Source organism: Terrimonas alba (genome assembly GCF_042434975.1).
Classification (GTDB): Bacteria; Bacteroidota; Bacteroidia; order Chitinophagales; family Chitinophagaceae; genus Terrimonas_B; species Terrimonas_B alba.
Window position 1 is genome coordinate 81,814 of record NZ_JBHMQM010000008.1, and the last position, 18,147, is coordinate 99,960.

The window sequence follows — 18,147 nt, forward strand, 5'->3', positions numbered from 1 at the left end:
TCTCTGGCTTCCGGCTTCTTTAATTCGGTTTTTGATACTTAAAGCGGACTACCGCATTCTTCTGTTCTGATGAAGTGATACGAACTTCGAAACGTTGATCGCCTGCTTCCACTATCATAAGTGAAGTATTTGGAGGAATGCGCCCAAGATTTTCGGCTACCATTGTTAGCTCCTGGTCCTCATCATCCTGCATGGATAAGTTTAATTTGATAGGAGCGGCTGATAATCTTTTATTGGATAGAATAAGTTTTTTGTTGAGATAGACCGAGATAGTGTCATCATCGATCTCGCCATTATCGTACAGTTTAACAGTTACATCAGGATCGCTTACAATGATGGACTGGGCCAATTTATTTTCCCTGGTTTTTAATACTGATGGTGTGATGACGATTGGTTTTGTTGTTGGTTTATTGATTTCCGGTGTCGACTTTTTAGTGCTGTCAACAAGGATTTTTGTCGGCGGAGTATCCGGCTTCTTGGTTATGCCTGTCTTGGGGGTTGTTGTTTTTGGAGTTGTTTTTTTAACAACAGGTGGTGGAGTAAGTGGTTTTTCAGTCGACTTTTTAACAATCGGTGGATTGTTTTTGGGTTGATTCTTTTTTGGTCGCAGTGCAGGTTCAATGTAAAATTCAGAAGTAGTCACTTTTCTAAGAAAAACTTTGCCGCCTCCGCAGTCACCCCAGTTAAAAGGATTTGGACCTTCTTTTACTTCCTGTTTTCCCAGGTAGGTACCTTCTAAAAACTCCTCGTTGCCGGATCGGGAATACTGCAGGTTGTAATTCATAATGCAGGTACCGCCGCCAAGTCCGCCGGTTCTGACTTCTACTGTTTTTATTTCTCTTATTCTGAAATTTTGCGAAGAGCCGATATAGCTACCGGTCATAGTGGCTTTACCATAAAAACGAATGTCATCCTGCCATGAGTAGGAAACCCCTGCTACAGCCGCACTGGGATTTTGCTTTACCTGGAACTCTAACTTGTATTGATAACCATTGTCGGCAATAAAATAGCCCCGCCAGATACCTGTAACGCCTTGCGAAAAGGAGGTGACAGAAAAACAAAAAACAGATAATAAAAGAATTAGCCAGCTCTTTTGTCGTACCAGTTTCATGAAGCATCAAAACTAACGAATTAGTTCGTATGCCCTGATTGTTCTGCGGCAATAGTTTGTTAATTTTGCCCACTCTAAAAAGCAGGTTACCAGTTTCCTGTTACTGGTATACTAGTTTTTAAAAAGTAGCATTGTTTTTTAATCATGAAAAATTTCAGGTTCAAAGCCGGTGACAGGTAACCGGTAACCACTAACAAAAGATGATCAATATTACATTTCCGGATGGTGCAGTACGTCAATATGAAAAAGGGGTGTCTGCATTGGATATTGCAAAATCAATTTCCGAGGGGCTGGCAAGAAAAGTGCTGGCAGCAAGTGTGAATGGCCAGGTTTGGGATGCCACAAGACCTATTGGTGATGATGCGACAATAAACCTCCTGACCTGGAACGAAAAAGATGGTAAGAGCACTTTTTGGCATTCATCGGCACACCTGATGGCCGAGGCAGTCGAGTCTATGTTTCCCGGTGTAAAATTTTGGGTGGGTCCACCGGTTGAGAATGGATTTTATTATGACATGGATCTTGGGGATAAGAAGATGACGGAGGAGGATTTGGCCAAGCTTGAAAAAAAGATGAATGAACTGGCGAAGCAAAATAATGTTTATGTAAGAAAGGAAATTTCCAAACCCGAGGCTATTCAGTATTTCACACAAAAAGATGATGCTTACAAACTTGATTTGTTGCAAAACCTTAACGATGGCGAAATAACCTTTTACACGCAGGGAAATTTTACTGATCTCTGTCGTGGTCCCCATATTCCCAGTACCGGTTTGATAAAGGCGATAAAGCTCACCAGCATTGCCGGTGCCTACTGGAAAGGTGATGAGAAGAATAAGCAGCTTACCAGGGTGTATGGTGTTACATTTCCTTCGCAGAAGGAATTGGACGAACACCTGGCGCTGTTGGAAGAAGCCAAAAAGCGGGATCACCGAAAACTGGGAAAGGAACTTGGCATTTACACCATGGATGATGATGTTGGCCAGGGCCTGATCATGTGGATGCCCAATGGTACCGTGGTAATTGAAGAGTTGGAAAAGTTGGCGAAGGAAACAGAAAACGCAGGTGGGTATAAAAGAGTGGTTACACCACATATTGCAAAAGAAAGCATGTACCTGACGAGCGGTCACTTGCCATACTATGCTGATAGTATGTACCCGCCAATGGAGATGGAAGGAGAGAAATATTATCTCAAATCCATGAACTGCCCGCACCATCACAAGATATTTGCAGCAGAACCAAAGAGCTACCGGGATCTTCCTTATCGTATTGCCGAATATGGAACCGTATATCGCTATGAACAAAGCGGCGAGTTATTTGGTTTAATGAGAGTACGGTGTCTTCATATGAATGATGCCCATATCTATTGCACAAAGGAGCAGTTCAATGACGAGTTCAGGGCAGTGAATGACATGTACCTGAAGTATTTTAAAATATTTGGGATAGAAAAATATGTAATGCGCTTATCCTTGCATTCTCCTGAAAAACTTGGCGTGAAATATGTAAATGAGCCTGAACTTTGGAAGGAGACCGAGACAATGGTCAGGAATGTACTGACTGAGTCCAATATACCTTTTGTGGAAGTGCAGGATGAGGCAGCATTTTATGGACCAAAGATTGACGTTCAGATTTTCAGTGCGATAGGCCGGGAGTTTACCCTGGCTACCAACCAGGTGGATTTTTCACAAGGCAGGAGTTTCAAACTGCAATACACCGGCCAGGATAACAAAGCTGAAACACCCCTGATTATTCACCGGGCGCCGCTGGGAACACATGAACGTTTTATTGGCTTTTTGCTAGAGCAATATGCTGGTAAATTTCCAACCTGGCTGGCACCTTTGCAGGTAAAAGTGTTGCCCATCAGCGACAAGTTTTTGGATTACGCCAAAACTGTTACGCAGAAGCTGAAAAATGCAGATATTCGTGCAGAGGTGGATGACCGGCAGGAGAAGATAGGAAAGAAGATCCGCGATACGGAATTGATGAAAGTGCCCTATATGCTGGTAATTGGTGAAAAGGAAATGAACGAAGGAAAAGTAGCCGTCAGAAGGCAGGGTAAAGGAGATCTCGGTGTAAAAACAATTGAAGAATTTTTATCTGAGATCACCATAGAAATAAAAGACAGAAAAGCAGAATAAAATTGTATTTTCAAGATCCTCAAATCCTGTATGAGGTATTATTAATAAAGTAAGATTTAAGCCCCCCTTCAGGGGATGGGGGTTTCACTCAAAAAACGTAAATGGCAGTACCACAAAAACCCGGAGGCGGGTTCAACAGACCACCCGGAGGCGGATTCAACAGGCCAGCCGGCGGTGGTGGTTTCAACAAAGGAGGTTTCAACAGGAACAAATTTGGTCCGCGTAGAGAAGCCGAACATCGTATCAATCATTTTATCAGGGTTCCGCAGGTTCGTCTTGTTGGCGACAATGTAGAAGTAGGCATTTATCCAACCCAGGAAGCGTTGCGTATGGCACAGGATCAGCAATTGGATCTTGTTGAAATATCGCCAAATGTAGATCCGCCTGTGTGCAAAATTATCGATTACAATAAATTCCTTTATGACAAGAAGAAGAAGGAAAAAGAGATGAAAGCTAAAAGCAAAGTCTCTGAGGTAAAAGAAATCAGGTTCACTCCAAATACCGACGATCACGACTTTGATTTCAAGGCAAAGCATGCCGAAGGTTTTTTGAAGGATGGAAATAAAGTGAAAGCTTATGTTCAATTCAAGGGCCGTGCTATCCAGTTCCAGGACAGGGGTCAGTTATTATTACTAAAATTTGCCGAACGTCTTTCCGAGATTGGCGTTTTGGAAAGCATGCCCAAACTGGAAGGAAGAAGAATGTTGGCCATGTTTGCTCCAAAAGGAAAAAAGAAGGCCGAAAAAACTGAGAAGCCGGATGCAAGTCCCGGCAAATAATAGCGTCTAAACGATGTTAACCCCGCTTAGGCGGGGTTTTTACTTTGGTTAAGATTCGTAGAGGTAACTCAATAATTTGTTGAGGCTTATATGAGTTGCCTGCCGTTGATACAAAATCGGCAATGGCAAAATATCCAGATTCAACCTTTGCTTATCTTACACCGGTTTATTTAATTAAAAAATAATATCTCTGCATGCACCCATTTTTTTCCCGCCTGGCTGTAAGTTTTATTGCAGTAACAACCTGTGCCCTTGCCATCGCACAGCCACGAACTGATACGACCAAATCGCCATTAGGCGGAGGCCCCCGTCAGCCATCATCAGGGCCGAAAGCTTATAAAGATGTAATTACCGCAAAAGCGGTAACAGATGAGGGTTTATTCAGTGTTCATAAATTAGATGATAAATTCTTTTTTGAAATTGGCGACACCCTGTTGGGACGGGACATACTGATAGTAAATCGTATCGCAAAAGCAGCTGCAGGAATGCGCAATGGTTTTTTTGGCTATGCGGGAGATCAGATCGGGCAAAACGTTATTCGCTTTGAGAAGGGGCCAAATAATAAGATATTTCTCCGCAATGTTTCTTTTGCTGAGTATTCAAAGGATTCTACTTCACCCATGTTTACGGCAGTAAACAAATCAAACGTTCAGCCCATAGCTGCAGCATTTGATATTAAAGCATTTTCAAAAGATTCCATGGGAAGTGTCATTGATGTTACTGATTATGTCAATGGTGATAACGACGTGTTGTTTTTCAACAGCCAGCTAAAAACATCTATGCGAATTGGCTCGCAACAGTCTGATAAATCTTATATCGTTGGTATCAGGTCTTTTCCATTAAATATTGAACTCTCATCAGTAAAAACTTACAGCAGAATGGCCGGACCTACTTCAGGGATAGGCGGAGGTGCACCAGGAGGCAACCTGACAATTGAAATGAATAGTTCATTCGTATTGTTACCGAAACTGCCAATGCAGCCAAGATATTTTGATCCAAGGGTTGGTTATTTTGCCGTCGGCTATACTGATTTTGATGCAAACCCTCAGGGTGTGGAGACGGCCCGTTTAATAAAGAGATGGAGGCTTGAACCAAAAGATGAAGACATTGAAAAATACAAAAGAGGTGAATTGGTAGAACCTAAAAAGCCGATCGTATTTTATATTGACCCGGCCACACCGAAAGTTTGGGTTCCATACCTGATACAAGGCATAAATGATTGGCAGGCTTCATTCGAAAAAGCCGGGTTTAAAAATGCCATTATTGGAAAAACGGCTCCCTCAAAAGAAGAGGATCCTGAATGGAGCCTCGAGGATGCCCGTTATTCAGCTATTGTTTACAAACCATCTGATGTGGCTAACGCCAGCGGCCCGAGCGTTAGTGATCCACGGAGTGGGGAGATCATGGAAAGCCATATCAATTGGTATCATAACGTGATGGAGTTGATCCACCATTGGTATTTTGTTCAATGCGCCCCAATGGATACCGCGGCAAGAAAAATGATTTATGATAATGAGTTGATGGGGCAGCTCATCCGCTTTGTTTCCTCCCACGAAGTAGGCCACACATTAGGACTTCGTCACAACTACGGTTCCAGTTCATCGGTTCCGGTTGAAAAACTTCGGGATAAAGCATGGGTTGAAAAGCATGGTCACACACCTTCCATTATGGACTATGCCAGGTTCAACTACGTAGCGCAACCAGAAGATAAAATAAGTCGTGCAGGTCTTTTCCCCCGCATCGGCGATTACGATAATTGGGCTATTGAGTGGGGCTATAAACTATTTCCCCAGTTTAAAGATTCAGAGGCCGAAAAAACTTATCTGAATAAATGGGTCATGGAAAAATTAAAGGATAATCGTTTATGGTTTGGCACAGAAACAAACCCGGATGATCCGCGGTCGCAAAGAGAGCAGGTAGGAGATGACGGTATGAAGGGAGCAATGTATGGTATCAAAAACCTGCAACGTATTGTTCCTAACCTGGAAGATTGGACAAAAATGCCCAATAAAGATTACAGCAATCTCAGGAGTATGTACAACCAGGTAACTAGCCAGTTTTCAATGTACATAAGTCATGTTGCCAAATATGTCGGTGGCATTATGGAAACTCCCAAAATGGTGGAAGAAAAAGGGCCAGTATACGAGGTGGTTTCAAAAGGAAAGCAGCGGGAAGCAGTCGATTTTTTAAATAAGCAGCTATTTGCAACACCTTCATGGCTGATCAATAAAGATATTTTTGACAAAACAGGTATCAATGCAATAAGCACCGTCGGAAATTTACAGGATAATGTTTTAAATCGCTTGTTAGCTACCCGCGGTCTTTCCAAACTGATTGATGCGGAAGCAGGGCAGGGTTCCGCCGCATACACCATCACCGATCTGTTCAGCGATCTTAAAAAAGGTATTTGGACCGAGTTGCCGTCTCGTTCAAAAATTGATGTCTATCGCCGAAACCTGCAAAAGTCCTATATCGGTATTTTGAGTGATTTACTAAATCCGCCAAAAAGTGGCAGTGGCCAGGGCATCGTGATCATGGTCCTTGGAGCCGGCTCTACTACCAACACGGAAAAGTCGGATATAATAAGTGTAGTAAGAGCCCATCTTACAGCACTGAGAAGCGAAATCAAAGCGTCAATAGGTGGAATTAACGATCCGATGAGCCGCTATCATTTACAGGATATCGTAACGAGAATTGACAACTCCCTGAATCCTAAGCCATAGTACAAGAGATTTTGAAAAGAATCAAGTAAAATGGAGGCTTTTTATCGGGCCTCATTTTATTTTCAGGAAGCCTTTGCCACTATTGATTCCGCCATTATCTTTGCAGCCCGAAAATAAAGTTCTTCTTTTCCCTTGCCCCGCAAGGGCGGACATTTCCTGAAGAGGTTCGACAAGGATCCCCCGGTGGGGAACGCCTCAAGGGTATAATTATTAATACTGGGTAAAATGCCTAAAGTAAAAACAAATTCCAGTGCCAAAAAACGCTTCAAAGTAACGGCAACCGGAAAGATCATGCACCAAAAGAGTTTTAAGCGTCACATCCTGACAAAGAAATCCAAAAAACGTAAACGCAGCCTGAGAATGGATGGAACAGTATCCAAAACTCACGTTGATTTTGTAAAACGTCTTTTGCGATTGAAGTAAGAAATCTGAAGTCAGATGTCTGACCTTCAATTTCCCTTCAATATTTTTTAAAACACTTTTGATAACTCTGTCAGTTCGTACCTGGTACTTCTGACCTCAAACTTAAAAATATGCCTCGTTCAAAAAATGCAGTAGCTTCAAAAGCTCGCCGCAAAAAAATATTAAAACAAGCCAAAGGTTTCTATGGCAAACGTAAAAATGTATTAACCGTTGCCAAGAACGTAGTAGAAAAAGGTATGACTTACATGTTTGTAGGTCGTAAACTAAAGAAAAGAGAATACCGTAGCCTGTGGATTGCCCGTATCAATGCGGCAGTTCGTGCTGAAGGCCTGACCTATTCTGAGTTCATCAATAAGCTGAACAAAAAGGGCATCACTCTTGACCGTAAGGTATTAGCTGACCTGGCCATGAATAATCCTGAAACTTTCAAAAGCCTGGTTGACCAGGTTAAATAAGCGTTAAGTGATTAATAAAATTCGACCGTTCCGCCTGTTTAGGCGGGACGGTTTTTCATTTCTGAGATTGAATAAACAAGCCTTTTTAACAGGCGGAATAATAGATTGAGCAGGCTAAATAATTTTAGTTTGAAATTTCTCCAAAATTCTACTTTTGTCCCGTTAAAAAAATTCGGTGATCAACAACTCCCATTAAGTTCTAAATGACAAACTCTTACCAGGACCTCGTACAACAGACATTTAATTTTCCGCAGGAAGGCTTTGAGGTGAAGAATGAATATCTACAGTACAATGGTGTGGATATAAAAGCACTGATCGATAAGTATGGAACACCGCTTAAGCTGAGCTTTCTACCCAAGATCAGTATGCAGATACAAAAGGCGAAAACTATGTTTGCCAACGCCTTTAAAAAACATAAATACGAGGGCAAGTATTTTTATTGTTACTGTACCAAGAGTTCGCATTTTTCTTTTGTGGTGGAGCAGGCGTTAAAGAATGATATCCACCTGGAAACTTCGTATGCCTACGATATTGAGATCATAAAAAAGCTCTACGAAAAAAAGAAAATCACGAAAGATATTCATATCGTCTGCAATGGTTACAAGCAAAAGGAATATACACGACGGATTGCAAACCTTATCAACAGCGGCTTTACCAATGTGATCCCGGTCCTTGATAATAAAGAAGAATTGAAAGAGTATGCGAAGACGGTAAAAGCCCCCTTTAAATTAGGAATCAGGGTAGCTGCCGAAGAAGAGCCAAGTTTTCCTTTTTATACTTCACGGTTAGGCATCCGGGCTAAAGATATTCTGGAGTTTTATGTAGACAGGATAGAAGGGTATGAAAGCAAATTTCAATTGAAAATGCTTCATATTTTTTTGAATAAAGGTATCAAAGACGATATCTATTATTGGAGTGAACTAAATAAGATCATCAACCTCTACTGCCAGTTGAAGAAGATATGCCCCGAGCTGGATTCCATTAACATCGGCGGTGGGTTTCCGATCAAGCACTCATTAGGCTTTGAATATGACTACCAGTTCATGATCAATGAAATTGTTCGCAACATTAAAGTTGCCTGCAAAAAAGCAAAGGTGCCGATGCCGAATATCTTTACTGAATTTGGAAGTTATACAGTAGGGGAGAGCATGGCGCATATATACAGTGTGATTGGCGAAAAGGTTCAAAATGATAGAGAGACCTGGTACATGATCGACTCTTCATTTATCACCACGCTTCCTGATACCTGGGGGATCGGTGAAAAATTCCTGATGCTGCCTGTCAATAAATGGGACCAGGATTACCAGCGGGTCGTATTAGGCGGTATTACCTGCGATAGTCATGATTATTATGATTCAGAAGAACACATCAATGAAGTGTTTCTACCCAAGATAAATAATGGCGAACCTTTGTATGTTGGTTTTTTTCATACGGGAGCTTACCAGGATCAAATAAGTGGCTATGGTGGTATCAAACATTGCCTGATACCTTCTCCAAAGCATGTGCTTGTGGACTATGATAAAAATGGAAAGTTAGTTGACTGGGTATATGCCAAGCAGCAGACGGCTCAAAGTATGCTGAAGATATTGGGATATATGAAATAGTATTTGCAAGAATGATTAAAAAAGCCCTTTGCAACGATTGCATTGGGCTTTTTTATTTTCTACCGACGGTAATGGCCTCTCCTGTAATATCTTTTTGATCCATGTTTCCAGGCGTCATATTGTCGCCTGTCATAATGAACTCTTCGGATATATGATCTGTCAAGATAATACCGGTTATCGTATCCCCGCCAGTATGTATAGCCATAGGGGTTACGGTAATAATATCTTCCGTCATGATAGCGGTGGATGACCATGCCGGGGGAAGAACTAATGATCAAAGAAAAGTTTGCCTGCCGGGGTGGATAAGGTTCTCCATAGGAGTTTCTGCGGCCTGAGCTGCAGCTTGCCAGTAAGGCCACTGCTGCCACTAATAAAACCGCTTGTACAATTCTCAGTTTTTTCATAACGAATTATTTTAGTTTAGAGACGTCATCGATTTTAAAACAAAAGCTTAAGTATTGTTAATATGAAATGAGCCATAAAATTTTCGAGCTACTTTAACAGGTGAGCGATGAAAATTTTATGGCGAACCTCTCTGCCGGCAGGAAAGATTACATCTGGCAATTAAAAAATAAAAAGTATACAGATGAAACGTTTTTTACTATTGTTAACCTTTGGATTTTTTATTGATAAAACGCAAGCACAAACTGCTGAAGATTCAATAAAGACGACCATTAATACATTATTTGCGGCAATGAAAAATGGGAATGGCACTGCCTTTAAAGATGTTTTTTCAGATAGTGCGATCCTGCAAACAATCACCCGCAATAAAGAAGGTAAACTGCTGGTGAAGACAGATAATGTCGGCGAAGTTGCCAGTTTTGTCAGTAAACTAAAGAAAGATTCGGCTGATGAACGGATCAGTTTTGAAACAATAAAAATAGACGGGCCTTTAGCAATTGTTTGGACGCCTTACAACTTTTTCTACAATGGCTCATTTAGCCACTGCGGCGTCAACTCTTTTCAATTGGTGCGATATGAGGGAGTATGGAAAATACAGTACCTTATTGATACAAGAAGAAGGGCTGGATGCCAGCCCTGATTTTCGTAGTTGATTATTTTTTCTTGAACCGGTACTTCTTATTCACTCTGGAACTATTGAAGTAATCATTCAGTTCCTTTTCGGTCATATCCGGTGGTACCATTTCCAACGGCACGTCTACCAATTGTATTTGTACTTGTCTTAATTCTTCACGGAGCTTGGCAGTTTTCTTACTGATATCAGGATCTCTTTCTCCAATGAGCATATTATCAGTCACCATGTACTGCAGGCGTTTGATGGCTGCACGAATTACCGTCGCCTGGTTTTGTTCAACTGATTTATTCGGTGCAGTCGCTTCTTTAATGGGTGTCAATGCCACGCCAACACTGGGTAACACTTTACCGGTATTTTGCGACGATTTGCTGGATGATGTATTCAAAATAGTTCCCGTTAAGGCAGAGCTGGCTGCGGTAAGATCAAATCCTGTGCGGGCGCCTTTGGTCTTTCTTACTTTTTTGTCAAGCTGAAAAAAAACATACTGCAACTGCATAACGTAAAACCGTACATTATTTGACACCGCTGCATGCTCCTGCACTGCAAAGGGGTAATTCAAAGCATCTTTTACCGTTATTTTTATGACCGCCGTGTCCCTGACTTTAAAACGGGTAGTACCCACAAAATTGAGCAGAACAGTTTTCTGTTTACCAGTGTCTGTATCGGAAACAAAATCAAACGGTGGCGTCCATGAAAACTGATCATCGCAATGCTTGACAAGTTTATATCCGCTGATCGGGATGCTGCTGCTAAACAAAATATCTTCAATTGCGAAATTACCGGCTTCGCAGACTACTCCAAATTCAACGGGTCTGCCTTCTTCAACGGTTAGATTATTGGATACTGTAAACTTTACTTTAGGTTGCACCACTTCGGTATTATAAAATACCAATGTAACACTGGTATCAATTTTATCAGCAGGGTTGGACAAATTCTGAACTCCCAGCTTAATGGAATATTCCGTATCGTATTTTAATTTACCTGAAAGAAAAAAAGATTTTTCTGCTTTAAAACTAAGCAAGCCATCCTTACTTATTTTCATGCCTGCTGGTGAGTTACGCAAGTACCAATAATATTTATCCTCATCCTTATTTATAATTAGTTGGTACGATAAGGTGGAATCTACCTGCACCGTAAAGTAGGGGTTAAGATTTGTAATTCGGAGCGGTGTATCTACAATAGCGGGTGAAGTAATGGTTGGTATAGTGTCAGGTACCTGGCTAAAGGCCTGTACGGATAATAGGGTAACAAGAAAAAAGCAGAACCTTAGTTTCCTCATCCTTAAAAATTTGATAGATAATGTACTAAAAGACGCAAATCTAAATCTTTTGGTTGTAAATATGGCTGCGGGATAGTGATGTGCAAATAAGAAACCCCATCGTAGAAACGACGGGGTGTAAACCAAAACCAACTGCTTATGAGAAAATTTTAATTTATTAAAGGACTTATTGAATAGTTATTTCTTTTACTGCTGGTTTGACTACTTCTTTTTTCGGAAGGTTTAATGTCAAAACACCATTAACATATTTTGCATCGATGTTGGTGCCATCAGTTTTGTCATCCAATGTAAAAGATCTTTTGAACGAACGATAGCTATATTCACGGCGAATATTCTTTTCGTTTTCTTCTTTCACTTCATCTTTCTTCTCAGCCGAAATAGTAAGCAACTGTTGATCAAGGCTTACCTTAAAATCTGTTTTTTCAAAACCAGGAGCAACTATTTCAATGCTATAGCTTTTTTCGTTTTCCTTAATGTTTGCCGGTACCGAACCAGTCCATTTAGGATAAGCTTCGTTTTTTGAAAAGACGGGGAACTCTGTAAAAAGGTCGTCTATTAAACTGTTAAAGGTTCCTTCAAATGGTTTGCGGTTAAATTTTACGAGTGTCATAGCTATTTATGTTTTTTGTTTTAAAAATTTACAGGAAGTGAGTTTCAAACGCTGTACCACTGGCTTTTTACAATTTTTTTATGCCACCTGATCAGCTTTCAAATTTGATCAAATGCCATTATTGCATATTTTTAATTTTTGAACTGACATAATTTCATTATTCAGCGGAAGATAAACTTTTTGTCTACTTTTGCGTTCTTTAAAAAAGACTCATAAAATATGTATCCAGAAGAAATAGTAATTCCAATGAAGGAAGAGCTAACTGATAATGGCTTTTCCGAATTATTGACGCCTGCTGATGTAGAAGCTCAGCTGTCCAAAGAAGGGACAACTCTTGTTATGATCAATTCTGTTTGTGGTTGTTCTGCAGGAACCGCCCGTCCGGGTGTATTGATGGCTGTTGCAAATGCGAAGGAAAAGCCCGACTATATGACCACCAGCTTTGCGGGTTATGATATTGAAGCAGTGAAGGCTTTGCGCCAACATCTTGCGCCTTATCCACCCTCATCTCCAGCCATCGCTTTGTTCAAAAACGGTCAGTTAGTTCACTTTATCGAAAGACATCAAATCGAAGGAAGATCGGCACAGGTTATAGCAAACAACCTGATAGGAGCATTTACAGAATACTGTAATTAAGCCCTTTATTATATTCATCCAGAATAGCTTCCCAATTAAGGAAGCTATTATTATTTCAGGACGACCGATTTTTCCATTGTATATTCGCCTGCTCAAAAAACAATCACCGGCAAATGTATCCTAATCTATATTTCGCTTTTAAAGACCTTTTTGGCGTAGAGTGGTCTTTTCTTCGTTTTGTGAATTCTTTCGGATTTTTCGTAGCTATATCATTTATCCTTGCCGCAATCGTATTGGCCGCCGAGTTGAAGAGAAAGAGCAGCGAAGGCCTCTTGCACCCCACCGAAATGCAAGTAATGGTCGGTCGGCCCGCAACTGCCGCTGAATTAATATTAAACTTCCTGTTGGGCTTTTTATTGGGCTTTAAGATTATCGCTCTATTCATCATGGATAGTTCTGCTACAGAGGATCCACAGGCCTTTATTTTTTCAGGAATAGGGAGCTGGCCCGCCGGTATAATCGTGGGTTTGCTTTTCGCAGGGTTGAAATGGTATGAGAAGAATAAACAAAAATTGCCGAAACCAGAGAAAAGGGCCGTTAGAATCTGGCCACAGGACAGAGTGGGAGAAATGACCATCCTGGCCCTGGTGTTTGGACTAATTGGCGCTAAGCTGTTTGATATTTTTGAAAATTGGGGTGATTTTTTGGAACATCCTTCTTCGTACCTGCTTTCTCCATCCGGGCTTACTTTCTACGGGGGACTGATCTGTGCCGCCATTGCTATCTGGATTTATGCTAAAAAACATAATATCGGCTTTTGGCATCTCAACGATGCTGCCGCTCCGGCTTTGATGCTCGCTTATGGAGTAGGCAGGGTGGGTTGCCAGGTTGCCGGTGATGGTGACTGGGGAATCGTAAATACAAGCCCAAAGCCCTTTTCGTGGTTACCAGACTGGATGTGGGCTTATACCTACCCTCACAACGTGAATGAAGCCGGGGTGAAAATGGCCGGCTGCACGGAAGCGAAGTATTGTTATGAGTTGCCTGCAGGAGTCTATCCCACTCCGCTCTACGAGATCGTCGTTTGTTTAGCCCTTTTCGGCTTGTTATGGGCCATAAGAAAAAAATTGAAGACGCCGGGAACCCTTTTTGCCCTATATCTCATGCTAAATGGACTGGAAAGGTTTTTCGTCGAGAAAATAAGAGTAAACACGAGGCTAAACATTTTTGGCTTCCAACCAACCCAGGCTGAGGTGATTTCCTCTTTACTCTTTATTTCCGGACTCGTTTTATGGATTGTTTTAAAAAAGAGGAAGGAGGCTACGAAATCCACATTATAAGCCCTTGAGGCCTGTCATCTTTTCTAATTTATTTGTTCTTTAGCAAATCCGACGAAAGTCCCGCCCATAAATGATTTCATCGAATCAATCTTTTTGGGAAAACGTTTGTCTCGGGTTGACTCCCAGTTAATTGTTCACAACTATTATGATTTTCGGTCATTGCAGTGTACCTTTGCCCGTAGACCCGGACGGTCTCCTTATTCTGCCCTTCGCAATATTCTTTAAACCAGGATTAGCACTTATTTGTTTAATAATTAAACAGCTTAAATTACTATGAGGCAACTCAAAATTGCTACCCAGATTACCAACAGGGACTCACAGGCGGTAGAAAAATACCTTCAGGAGATTTCGAAAATATCGATGATCACACCAGAAGAAGAAACAACATTGGCCCAGCGTATCAAGATGGGTGATCAAAAAGCATTGGACAAATTAGTGCAGGCAAACCTTCGTTTCGTGGTGTCAGTTGCAAAACAATACCAACACCAGGGTTTGTCATTAAGTGACCTTATCAATGAAGGAAATCTTGGTTTGATTAAAGCAGCGCAGCGTTTCGACGAAACAAAAGGATTTAAATTCATCTCTTATGCCGTATGGTGGATTCGTCAGTCCATCTTGCAGGCTTTGGCTGAACAGGGAAGATTGGTTCGCTTACCACAAAATAAGATCGGTACTTATAATAAAGCTAATAAAGCGTATATGGCTTTCGAGCAGGAACACGAGCGGGAGCCTAGCACAGAAGAGTTGGCGGAATTACTTGAAATGAGTGAGACAGAAATCAACAATATCTTTCAAAGTAACACTCGTCACACCTCATTAGATGCGCCCGTGCATGAGGCAGAAGATGTGGCAATGGGTGATCTGTTGGAAGGTGGTGACGATACTGACGATGACGTGATGAAAGACTCATTGAGAAATGAAATCCGCAGAGTTTTAAAATCATTGAGTCCCCGTGAGGCGGAGATAGTGAATGCTTATTTCGGTTTGGATGGCGAACAAGGTGTTACGATCGAGCAAATAGGTCAGAAGTATGATCTTACCAAAGAACGTATTCGCCAGATCAAGGAAAGAGCAATTAAACGTTTACAAAAAGCCCGTTATAGTAGTGCATTAAAAGCCTACCTGGGTTAACATAGCAACGTCTCCTGGGTTGCACCGGGAGAAAATTGGTGGGTTTATTTACAAAAGCAGCTCCGGTCATTGAACGGGGCTGTTTTTATTTGGCACCCTTCAGCCAACAAAGTCATATTTAAAAGGGCTAACAAATTTTTTACTTGTGTTACCTTTAATTTTGAAATCCCGTTAAATATTGAACAATTTTCAGCCACCCTTGTTGTTCATATCTTTCGGGATCCATTCATGTGATTCCTGCCGTAGAATACAAAGTCAAATTCTTTATGTTGAACAATCCATCCGTTAGGAAAAAGTTTTTCCCTGGCTCTATTTTTTTATTGGCATCAACCTTTTTTGCATCATCGACCCATGCGCAAGCAACAACTGATAGCTTGCTACAACAAGCAGACCTGCCAAATATTATTCAGTATGCGCTGAAACGGCAGCCCGTTATTCAACAGTCATTAATTGACGAAAAAAGCATCGACTTTCAAATCAAATCAAAACTTGCCGATTGGTACCCGCAGGTTAATTTCAATTATGTCTATCAACATAATTTCCAGGTTCAAACCAGTGTCATTGGCGGTAACCCGGTAAGGTTAGGTGTAAATAATACCTCTGCTCTTCAATTTGAAGCATCACAAGCCATATTTAACCGGGATGTGCTGTTGGCAAGCCGGACAAAAAATGATGTACGTATTCAGGCGAGACATCAAACAGAAAATACGAGGATCAATGTAGTAGCGAATGTGTCAAAAGCATTTTACGATGTGCTGGCTACCGATCAGCAAATAAAAGTGATTGATGAGAACATCGTAAGACTGGAGCGTAGTTTAAATGATGCCCGTGCCGCTTATGATGCAGGGGTTGTTGACAAAACGGATTACAAAAGAGCTACGATTGCTTTAAATAATGCCAGGGCAAGCCGCAAGAGTAACGGGGAAGCTTTAAAAGCGAAAACGGATTACCTGAAATCGCTAATCAACTATCCTGAAGCAGCTAATCTGAATATTCTTTATGATAGTGCTATGCTGGAAAATGAAATTGCGCTTGATACCCTGCAGTCAATCGATTATTCCCGGCGTATTGAATACCAGATTTTGCAAACACAGTTGAAACTGCAGGAAGCCAATGTGAAATACAATAAATGGAGTTTTATTCCGACAGTATCCGCTAATGGTGGATATAACCTTAATTACCTGAATAATAATTTTGGTAAACTATACAGCCAGTCTTTTCCAAATTCTTTTGCAGGGATAACATTAGGCTTCCCAATTTTTCAAGGGGGAAAAAGGAAGTACGAGATCAAATTGGCCGAAGTTCAATTAGCCAGGACCAGCCTGGATTTAGTGAATTTAAAAAATTCAGTGAATACGGAATACACATCTGCATTAGCCAGTTATAAATCGAGCCTGTATAATTATTTAGCGGTGAAAGAAAATGTGCTGCTCGCACTGGATGTATACGAGGTAATCAACCTTCAATATCGCTCTGGTATAAAAACTTACCTGGAAGTGATAACAGCAGAGACGGATCTGCGTACATCACAGATCAATTATTTTAATGCATTATACCAGGTATTGAGCAGCAAGATCGATGTACAAAGAAGTTTGGGGGAAATAAAATTTTAATTTTCAAAAAAGAGGGTTTCAGCTCAAAGTTTAAAGACCATGCAAGTCCAATCAATTAAAGCGAATGTTGCGATAGCAGTAGTCATGTTGTTTTTATATTCCTGCGGTGCCAAACAACAGCAACAGCAGGGACCACCACCGCCTGTCCCTGTGACTGTAGAGGGAGTAGAAACAAGCAATGCGGCCTATTATGATGAGTATCCCGGTACAGTAGTGGCACTGAATCAAACGGAACTAAGAGCCCAGGTTACTGGTTATGTCACCGGTATTTATTTTAAAGACGGGGCCAAAGTAAGGAAAGGACAGCGATTGTATTCAATCGATCAGCAGTTGTACAACGCCAACTATCAGCAATCAATCGCTAACCTGCAGGTGCAGGAAACTAATTTGCTGAAAGCGCAGAAAGATGCAGATCGTTATCATGAATTGGATAGAAAAGACGCCATTGCAAAACAACAGGTAGACTATGCCGACGCAGCACTCGAAGCAGCAAAAAAACAAGTGGCCGCTGCAAAAGCGAATGTCAATGCGGTAAAAGCCAGTGTAAATTTTGCGACAATTACAGCACCTTTTACCGGCACTATCGGGATTTCACAGGTTAGATCAGGCACTTCAGTTGTAGCAGGGCAAACCGTATTAAATACAATTTCTACAGATAATCCCATCGCAGTAGATTTTACAGTTGATCAGAAAGAAGTTTATCGTTTTAGCCAATTGCAGCAATCACAAAAAAATGGCGACTCCACTTTTTCCATTGCCTTTGGCAGCGATGTATATCCTTACTATGGAAAAATTACATTGATAGACCGTGCCGTCGATCCACAAACCGGAACTATCAAAACAAGGTTGTCATTTCCAAATGATAAAAACTTATTAAAGGCTGGCATGAGCACTACGGTAAGAGTGTTAAATAACGCTTCACAAAAATCTGTAACTATTCCTTATAAAGCAGTGACAGAGCAGTTGGGCGAATATTTTGTTTACGTAGTAGGTGATAGCAGCAAAGTATCGCAAAGAAAAGTGGTATTGGGAAAACAGATAGCTGCCAATGTAATTATAAAAGACGGCTTATCGGAAGGAGAGAAAATTGTAACGGAAGGAGTGCAGAATTTAAGAGAAGGAGCAGTAATCACCACGGCGCCGCCACAACAACCCGGGGCAGCAAAAAAGTAAAATCAAAAATACTGATGCTTCGACTTTGCTCAGTAGCGAACAGAATGATGCAATGTGCGACCCCGAGTTCCGTCGCTTTGCTCCTCGTCGGGGCAGGCGCAACGAAGATGATGGTAGTATCCCGATAGTTATCGGGACTGGTTAACAAAAAACTAATTA

General features: G+C 41.2%; 16 protein-coding genes. 12 read left to right on the top strand and 4 right to left on the bottom strand.

The features are described from left to right. Nucleotides 1–19: 19 nt before the first annotated feature. Entirely contained in the window at nt 20–1,111 is a 1,092-nt protein-coding gene (locus tag ACFEL9_RS21535; RefSeq protein WP_385894477.1) for a hypothetical protein, read from the bottom strand. Between the two features lie 200 nt (nt 1,112–1,311). Between ACFEL9_RS21535 and thrS the strand changes: the two genes are divergently transcribed. The 6 genes from thrS (at nt 1,312) to ACFEL9_RS21565 (ending at nt 9,230) form a co-directional block, all read left to right on the top strand. After that, nucleotides 1,312–3,246 carry a threonine--tRNA ligase gene (thrS, locus tag ACFEL9_RS21540; protein ID WP_385894478.1) on the top strand — a complete coding sequence of 645 codons (1,935 nt, stop codon included), beginning with the start codon at nt 1,312–1,314 and terminating at the stop codon, nt 3,244–3,246. A 101-nt stretch (nt 3,247–3,347) separates the two neighbouring features. Further along, a complete protein-coding gene (gene infC / locus ACFEL9_RS21545) occupies nt 3,348–4,025 on the top strand; it encodes a translation initiation factor IF-3 (protein ID WP_385894479.1) in 678 nt (225 codons plus the stop codon). 194 nt (nt 4,026–4,219) lie between these two features. Beyond that, the gene (locus ACFEL9_RS21550; RefSeq protein ID WP_385894481.1) at nt 4,220–6,748 is read left to right on the top strand and encodes a zinc-dependent metalloprotease; all 2,529 of its coding nucleotides are present in this window, start codon (nt 4,220–4,222) and stop codon (nt 6,746–6,748) included. Nucleotides 6,749–6,973: 225 nt separating this feature from the next. Then, nucleotides 6,974–7,171, top strand: coding sequence for a 50S ribosomal protein L35 (gene rpmI / locus ACFEL9_RS21555; RefSeq protein WP_276502278.1), 198 nt, complete (start codon nt 6,974–6,976; stop codon nt 7,169–7,171). A gap of 110 nt (nt 7,172–7,281) precedes the next feature. After that, nucleotides 7,282–7,626, top strand: coding sequence for a 50S ribosomal protein L20 (gene rplT, locus ACFEL9_RS21560; RefSeq protein ID WP_276502277.1), 345 nt, complete (start codon nt 7,282–7,284; stop codon nt 7,624–7,626). Nucleotides 7,627–7,829: 203 nt separating this feature from the next. Beyond that, nucleotides 7,830–9,230 (top strand): type III PLP-dependent enzyme domain-containing protein, encoded by a 1,401-nt coding sequence (locus tag ACFEL9_RS21565; RefSeq protein ID WP_385894484.1) that lies wholly within the window; start codon nt 7,830–7,832, stop codon nt 9,228–9,230. A gap of 59 nt (nt 9,231–9,289) precedes the next feature. Here ACFEL9_RS21565 and ACFEL9_RS21570 read toward each other — a convergent pair whose 3' ends face one another. Further along, a complete protein-coding gene (locus ACFEL9_RS21570; RefSeq protein ID WP_385894486.1) occupies nt 9,290–9,634 on the bottom strand; it encodes a hypothetical protein in 345 nt (114 codons plus the stop codon). 182 nt (nt 9,635–9,816) lie between these two features. Between ACFEL9_RS21570 and ACFEL9_RS21575 the strand changes: the two genes are divergently transcribed. Further along, the gene (locus ACFEL9_RS21575) at nt 9,817–10,272 is read left to right on the top strand and encodes a nuclear transport factor 2 family protein (RefSeq protein ID WP_385894488.1); all 456 of its coding nucleotides are present in this window, start codon (nt 9,817–9,819) and stop codon (nt 10,270–10,272) included. 13 nt (nt 10,273–10,285) lie between these two features. On the opposite strand, the gene ACFEL9_RS21580 is transcribed toward ACFEL9_RS21575, so the two are convergent. Together ACFEL9_RS21580 and ACFEL9_RS21585 are read right to left on the bottom strand one after the other, a co-directional pair. After that, the gene (locus ACFEL9_RS21580; protein ID WP_385894489.1) at nt 10,286–11,545 is read right to left on the bottom strand and encodes a hypothetical protein; all 1,260 of its coding nucleotides are present in this window, start codon (nt 11,543–11,545) and stop codon (nt 10,286–10,288) included. Nucleotides 11,546–11,711: 166 nt separating this feature from the next. Next, a complete protein-coding gene (locus tag ACFEL9_RS21585) occupies nt 11,712–12,155 on the bottom strand; it encodes an Hsp20/alpha crystallin family protein (protein ID WP_276502272.1) in 444 nt (147 codons plus the stop codon). 219 nt (nt 12,156–12,374) lie between these two features. Between ACFEL9_RS21585 and ACFEL9_RS21590 the strand changes: the two genes are divergently transcribed. From ACFEL9_RS21590 to ACFEL9_RS21610, 5 genes are all read left to right on the top strand, one after another. Further along, complete coding sequence (locus ACFEL9_RS21590) at nt 12,375–12,791, top strand: BrxA/BrxB family bacilliredoxin (RefSeq protein ID WP_385894491.1); 417 nt, start codon at nt 12,375–12,377, stop codon at nt 12,789–12,791. Nucleotides 12,792–12,904: 113 nt separating this feature from the next. Continuing rightward, a complete protein-coding gene (locus ACFEL9_RS21595) occupies nt 12,905–14,071 on the top strand; it encodes a prolipoprotein diacylglyceryl transferase (protein ID WP_385894493.1) in 1,167 nt (388 codons plus the stop codon). Nucleotides 14,072–14,344: 273 nt separating this feature from the next. Then, nucleotides 14,345–15,202 (top strand): sigma-70 family RNA polymerase sigma factor, encoded by an 858-nt coding sequence (locus ACFEL9_RS21600; RefSeq protein ID WP_038107151.1) that lies wholly within the window; start codon nt 14,345–14,347, stop codon nt 15,200–15,202. Between the two features lie 266 nt (nt 15,203–15,468). After that, nucleotides 15,469–16,815 (top strand): TolC family protein, encoded by a 1,347-nt coding sequence (locus ACFEL9_RS21605; protein WP_385894496.1) that lies wholly within the window; start codon nt 15,469–15,471, stop codon nt 16,813–16,815. A 39-nt stretch (nt 16,816–16,854) separates the two neighbouring features. Continuing rightward, entirely contained in the window at nt 16,855–17,988 is a 1,134-nt protein-coding gene (locus ACFEL9_RS21610; protein ID WP_385894497.1) for an efflux RND transporter periplasmic adaptor subunit, read from the top strand. The last annotated feature ends 159 nt before the right edge of the window (nt 17,989–18,147 follow it).

What these genes read in the sequence shown, in the direction of transcription:
- rpmI (WP_276502278.1), top strand. Translation starts at nt 6,974, where the DNA reads ATGCCTAAAGTAAAAACAAATTCCAGTGCCAAAAAACGCTTCAAAGTA.
- ACFEL9_RS21575 (WP_385894488.1), top strand. Translation starts at nt 9,817, where the DNA reads ATGAAACGTTTTTTACTATTGTTAACCTTTGGATTTTTTATTGATAAA.
- infC (WP_385894479.1), top strand. Translation starts at nt 3,348, where the DNA reads ATGGCAGTACCACAAAAACCCGGAGGCGGGTTCAACAGACCACCCGGA.
- ACFEL9_RS21535 (WP_385894477.1), bottom strand. Translation starts at nt 1,111, where the DNA reads ATGAAACTGGTACGACAAAAGAGCTGGCTAATTCTTTTATTATCTGTT.
- ACFEL9_RS21590 (WP_385894491.1), top strand. Translation starts at nt 12,375, where the DNA reads ATGTATCCAGAAGAAATAGTAATTCCAATGAAGGAAGAGCTAACTGAT.
- rplT (WP_276502277.1), top strand. Translation starts at nt 7,282, where the DNA reads ATGCCTCGTTCAAAAAATGCAGTAGCTTCAAAAGCTCGCCGCAAAAAA.
- thrS (WP_385894478.1), top strand. Translation starts at nt 1,312, where the DNA reads ATGATCAATATTACATTTCCGGATGGTGCAGTACGTCAATATGAAAAA.
- ACFEL9_RS21580 (WP_385894489.1), bottom strand. Translation starts at nt 11,545, where the DNA reads ATGAGGAAACTAAGGTTCTGCTTTTTTCTTGTTACCCTATTATCCGTA.
- ACFEL9_RS21595 (WP_385894493.1), top strand. Translation starts at nt 12,905, where the DNA reads ATGTATCCTAATCTATATTTCGCTTTTAAAGACCTTTTTGGCGTAGAG.
- ACFEL9_RS21565 (WP_385894484.1), top strand. Translation starts at nt 7,830, where the DNA reads ATGACAAACTCTTACCAGGACCTCGTACAACAGACATTTAATTTTCCG.
- ACFEL9_RS21570 (WP_385894486.1), bottom strand. Translation starts at nt 9,634, where the DNA reads ATGAAAAAACTGAGAATTGTACAAGCGGTTTTATTAGTGGCAGCAGTG.
- ACFEL9_RS21550 (WP_385894481.1), top strand. Translation starts at nt 4,220, where the DNA reads ATGCACCCATTTTTTTCCCGCCTGGCTGTAAGTTTTATTGCAGTAACA.
- ACFEL9_RS21600 (WP_038107151.1), top strand. Translation starts at nt 14,345, where the DNA reads ATGAGGCAACTCAAAATTGCTACCCAGATTACCAACAGGGACTCACAG.
- ACFEL9_RS21585 (WP_276502272.1), bottom strand. Translation starts at nt 12,155, where the DNA reads ATGACACTCGTAAAATTTAACCGCAAACCATTTGAAGGAACCTTTAAC.
- ACFEL9_RS21610 (WP_385894497.1), top strand. Translation starts at nt 16,855, where the DNA reads ATGCAAGTCCAATCAATTAAAGCGAATGTTGCGATAGCAGTAGTCATG.
- ACFEL9_RS21605 (WP_385894496.1), top strand. Translation starts at nt 15,469, where the DNA reads ATGTTGAACAATCCATCCGTTAGGAAAAAGTTTTTCCCTGGCTCTATT.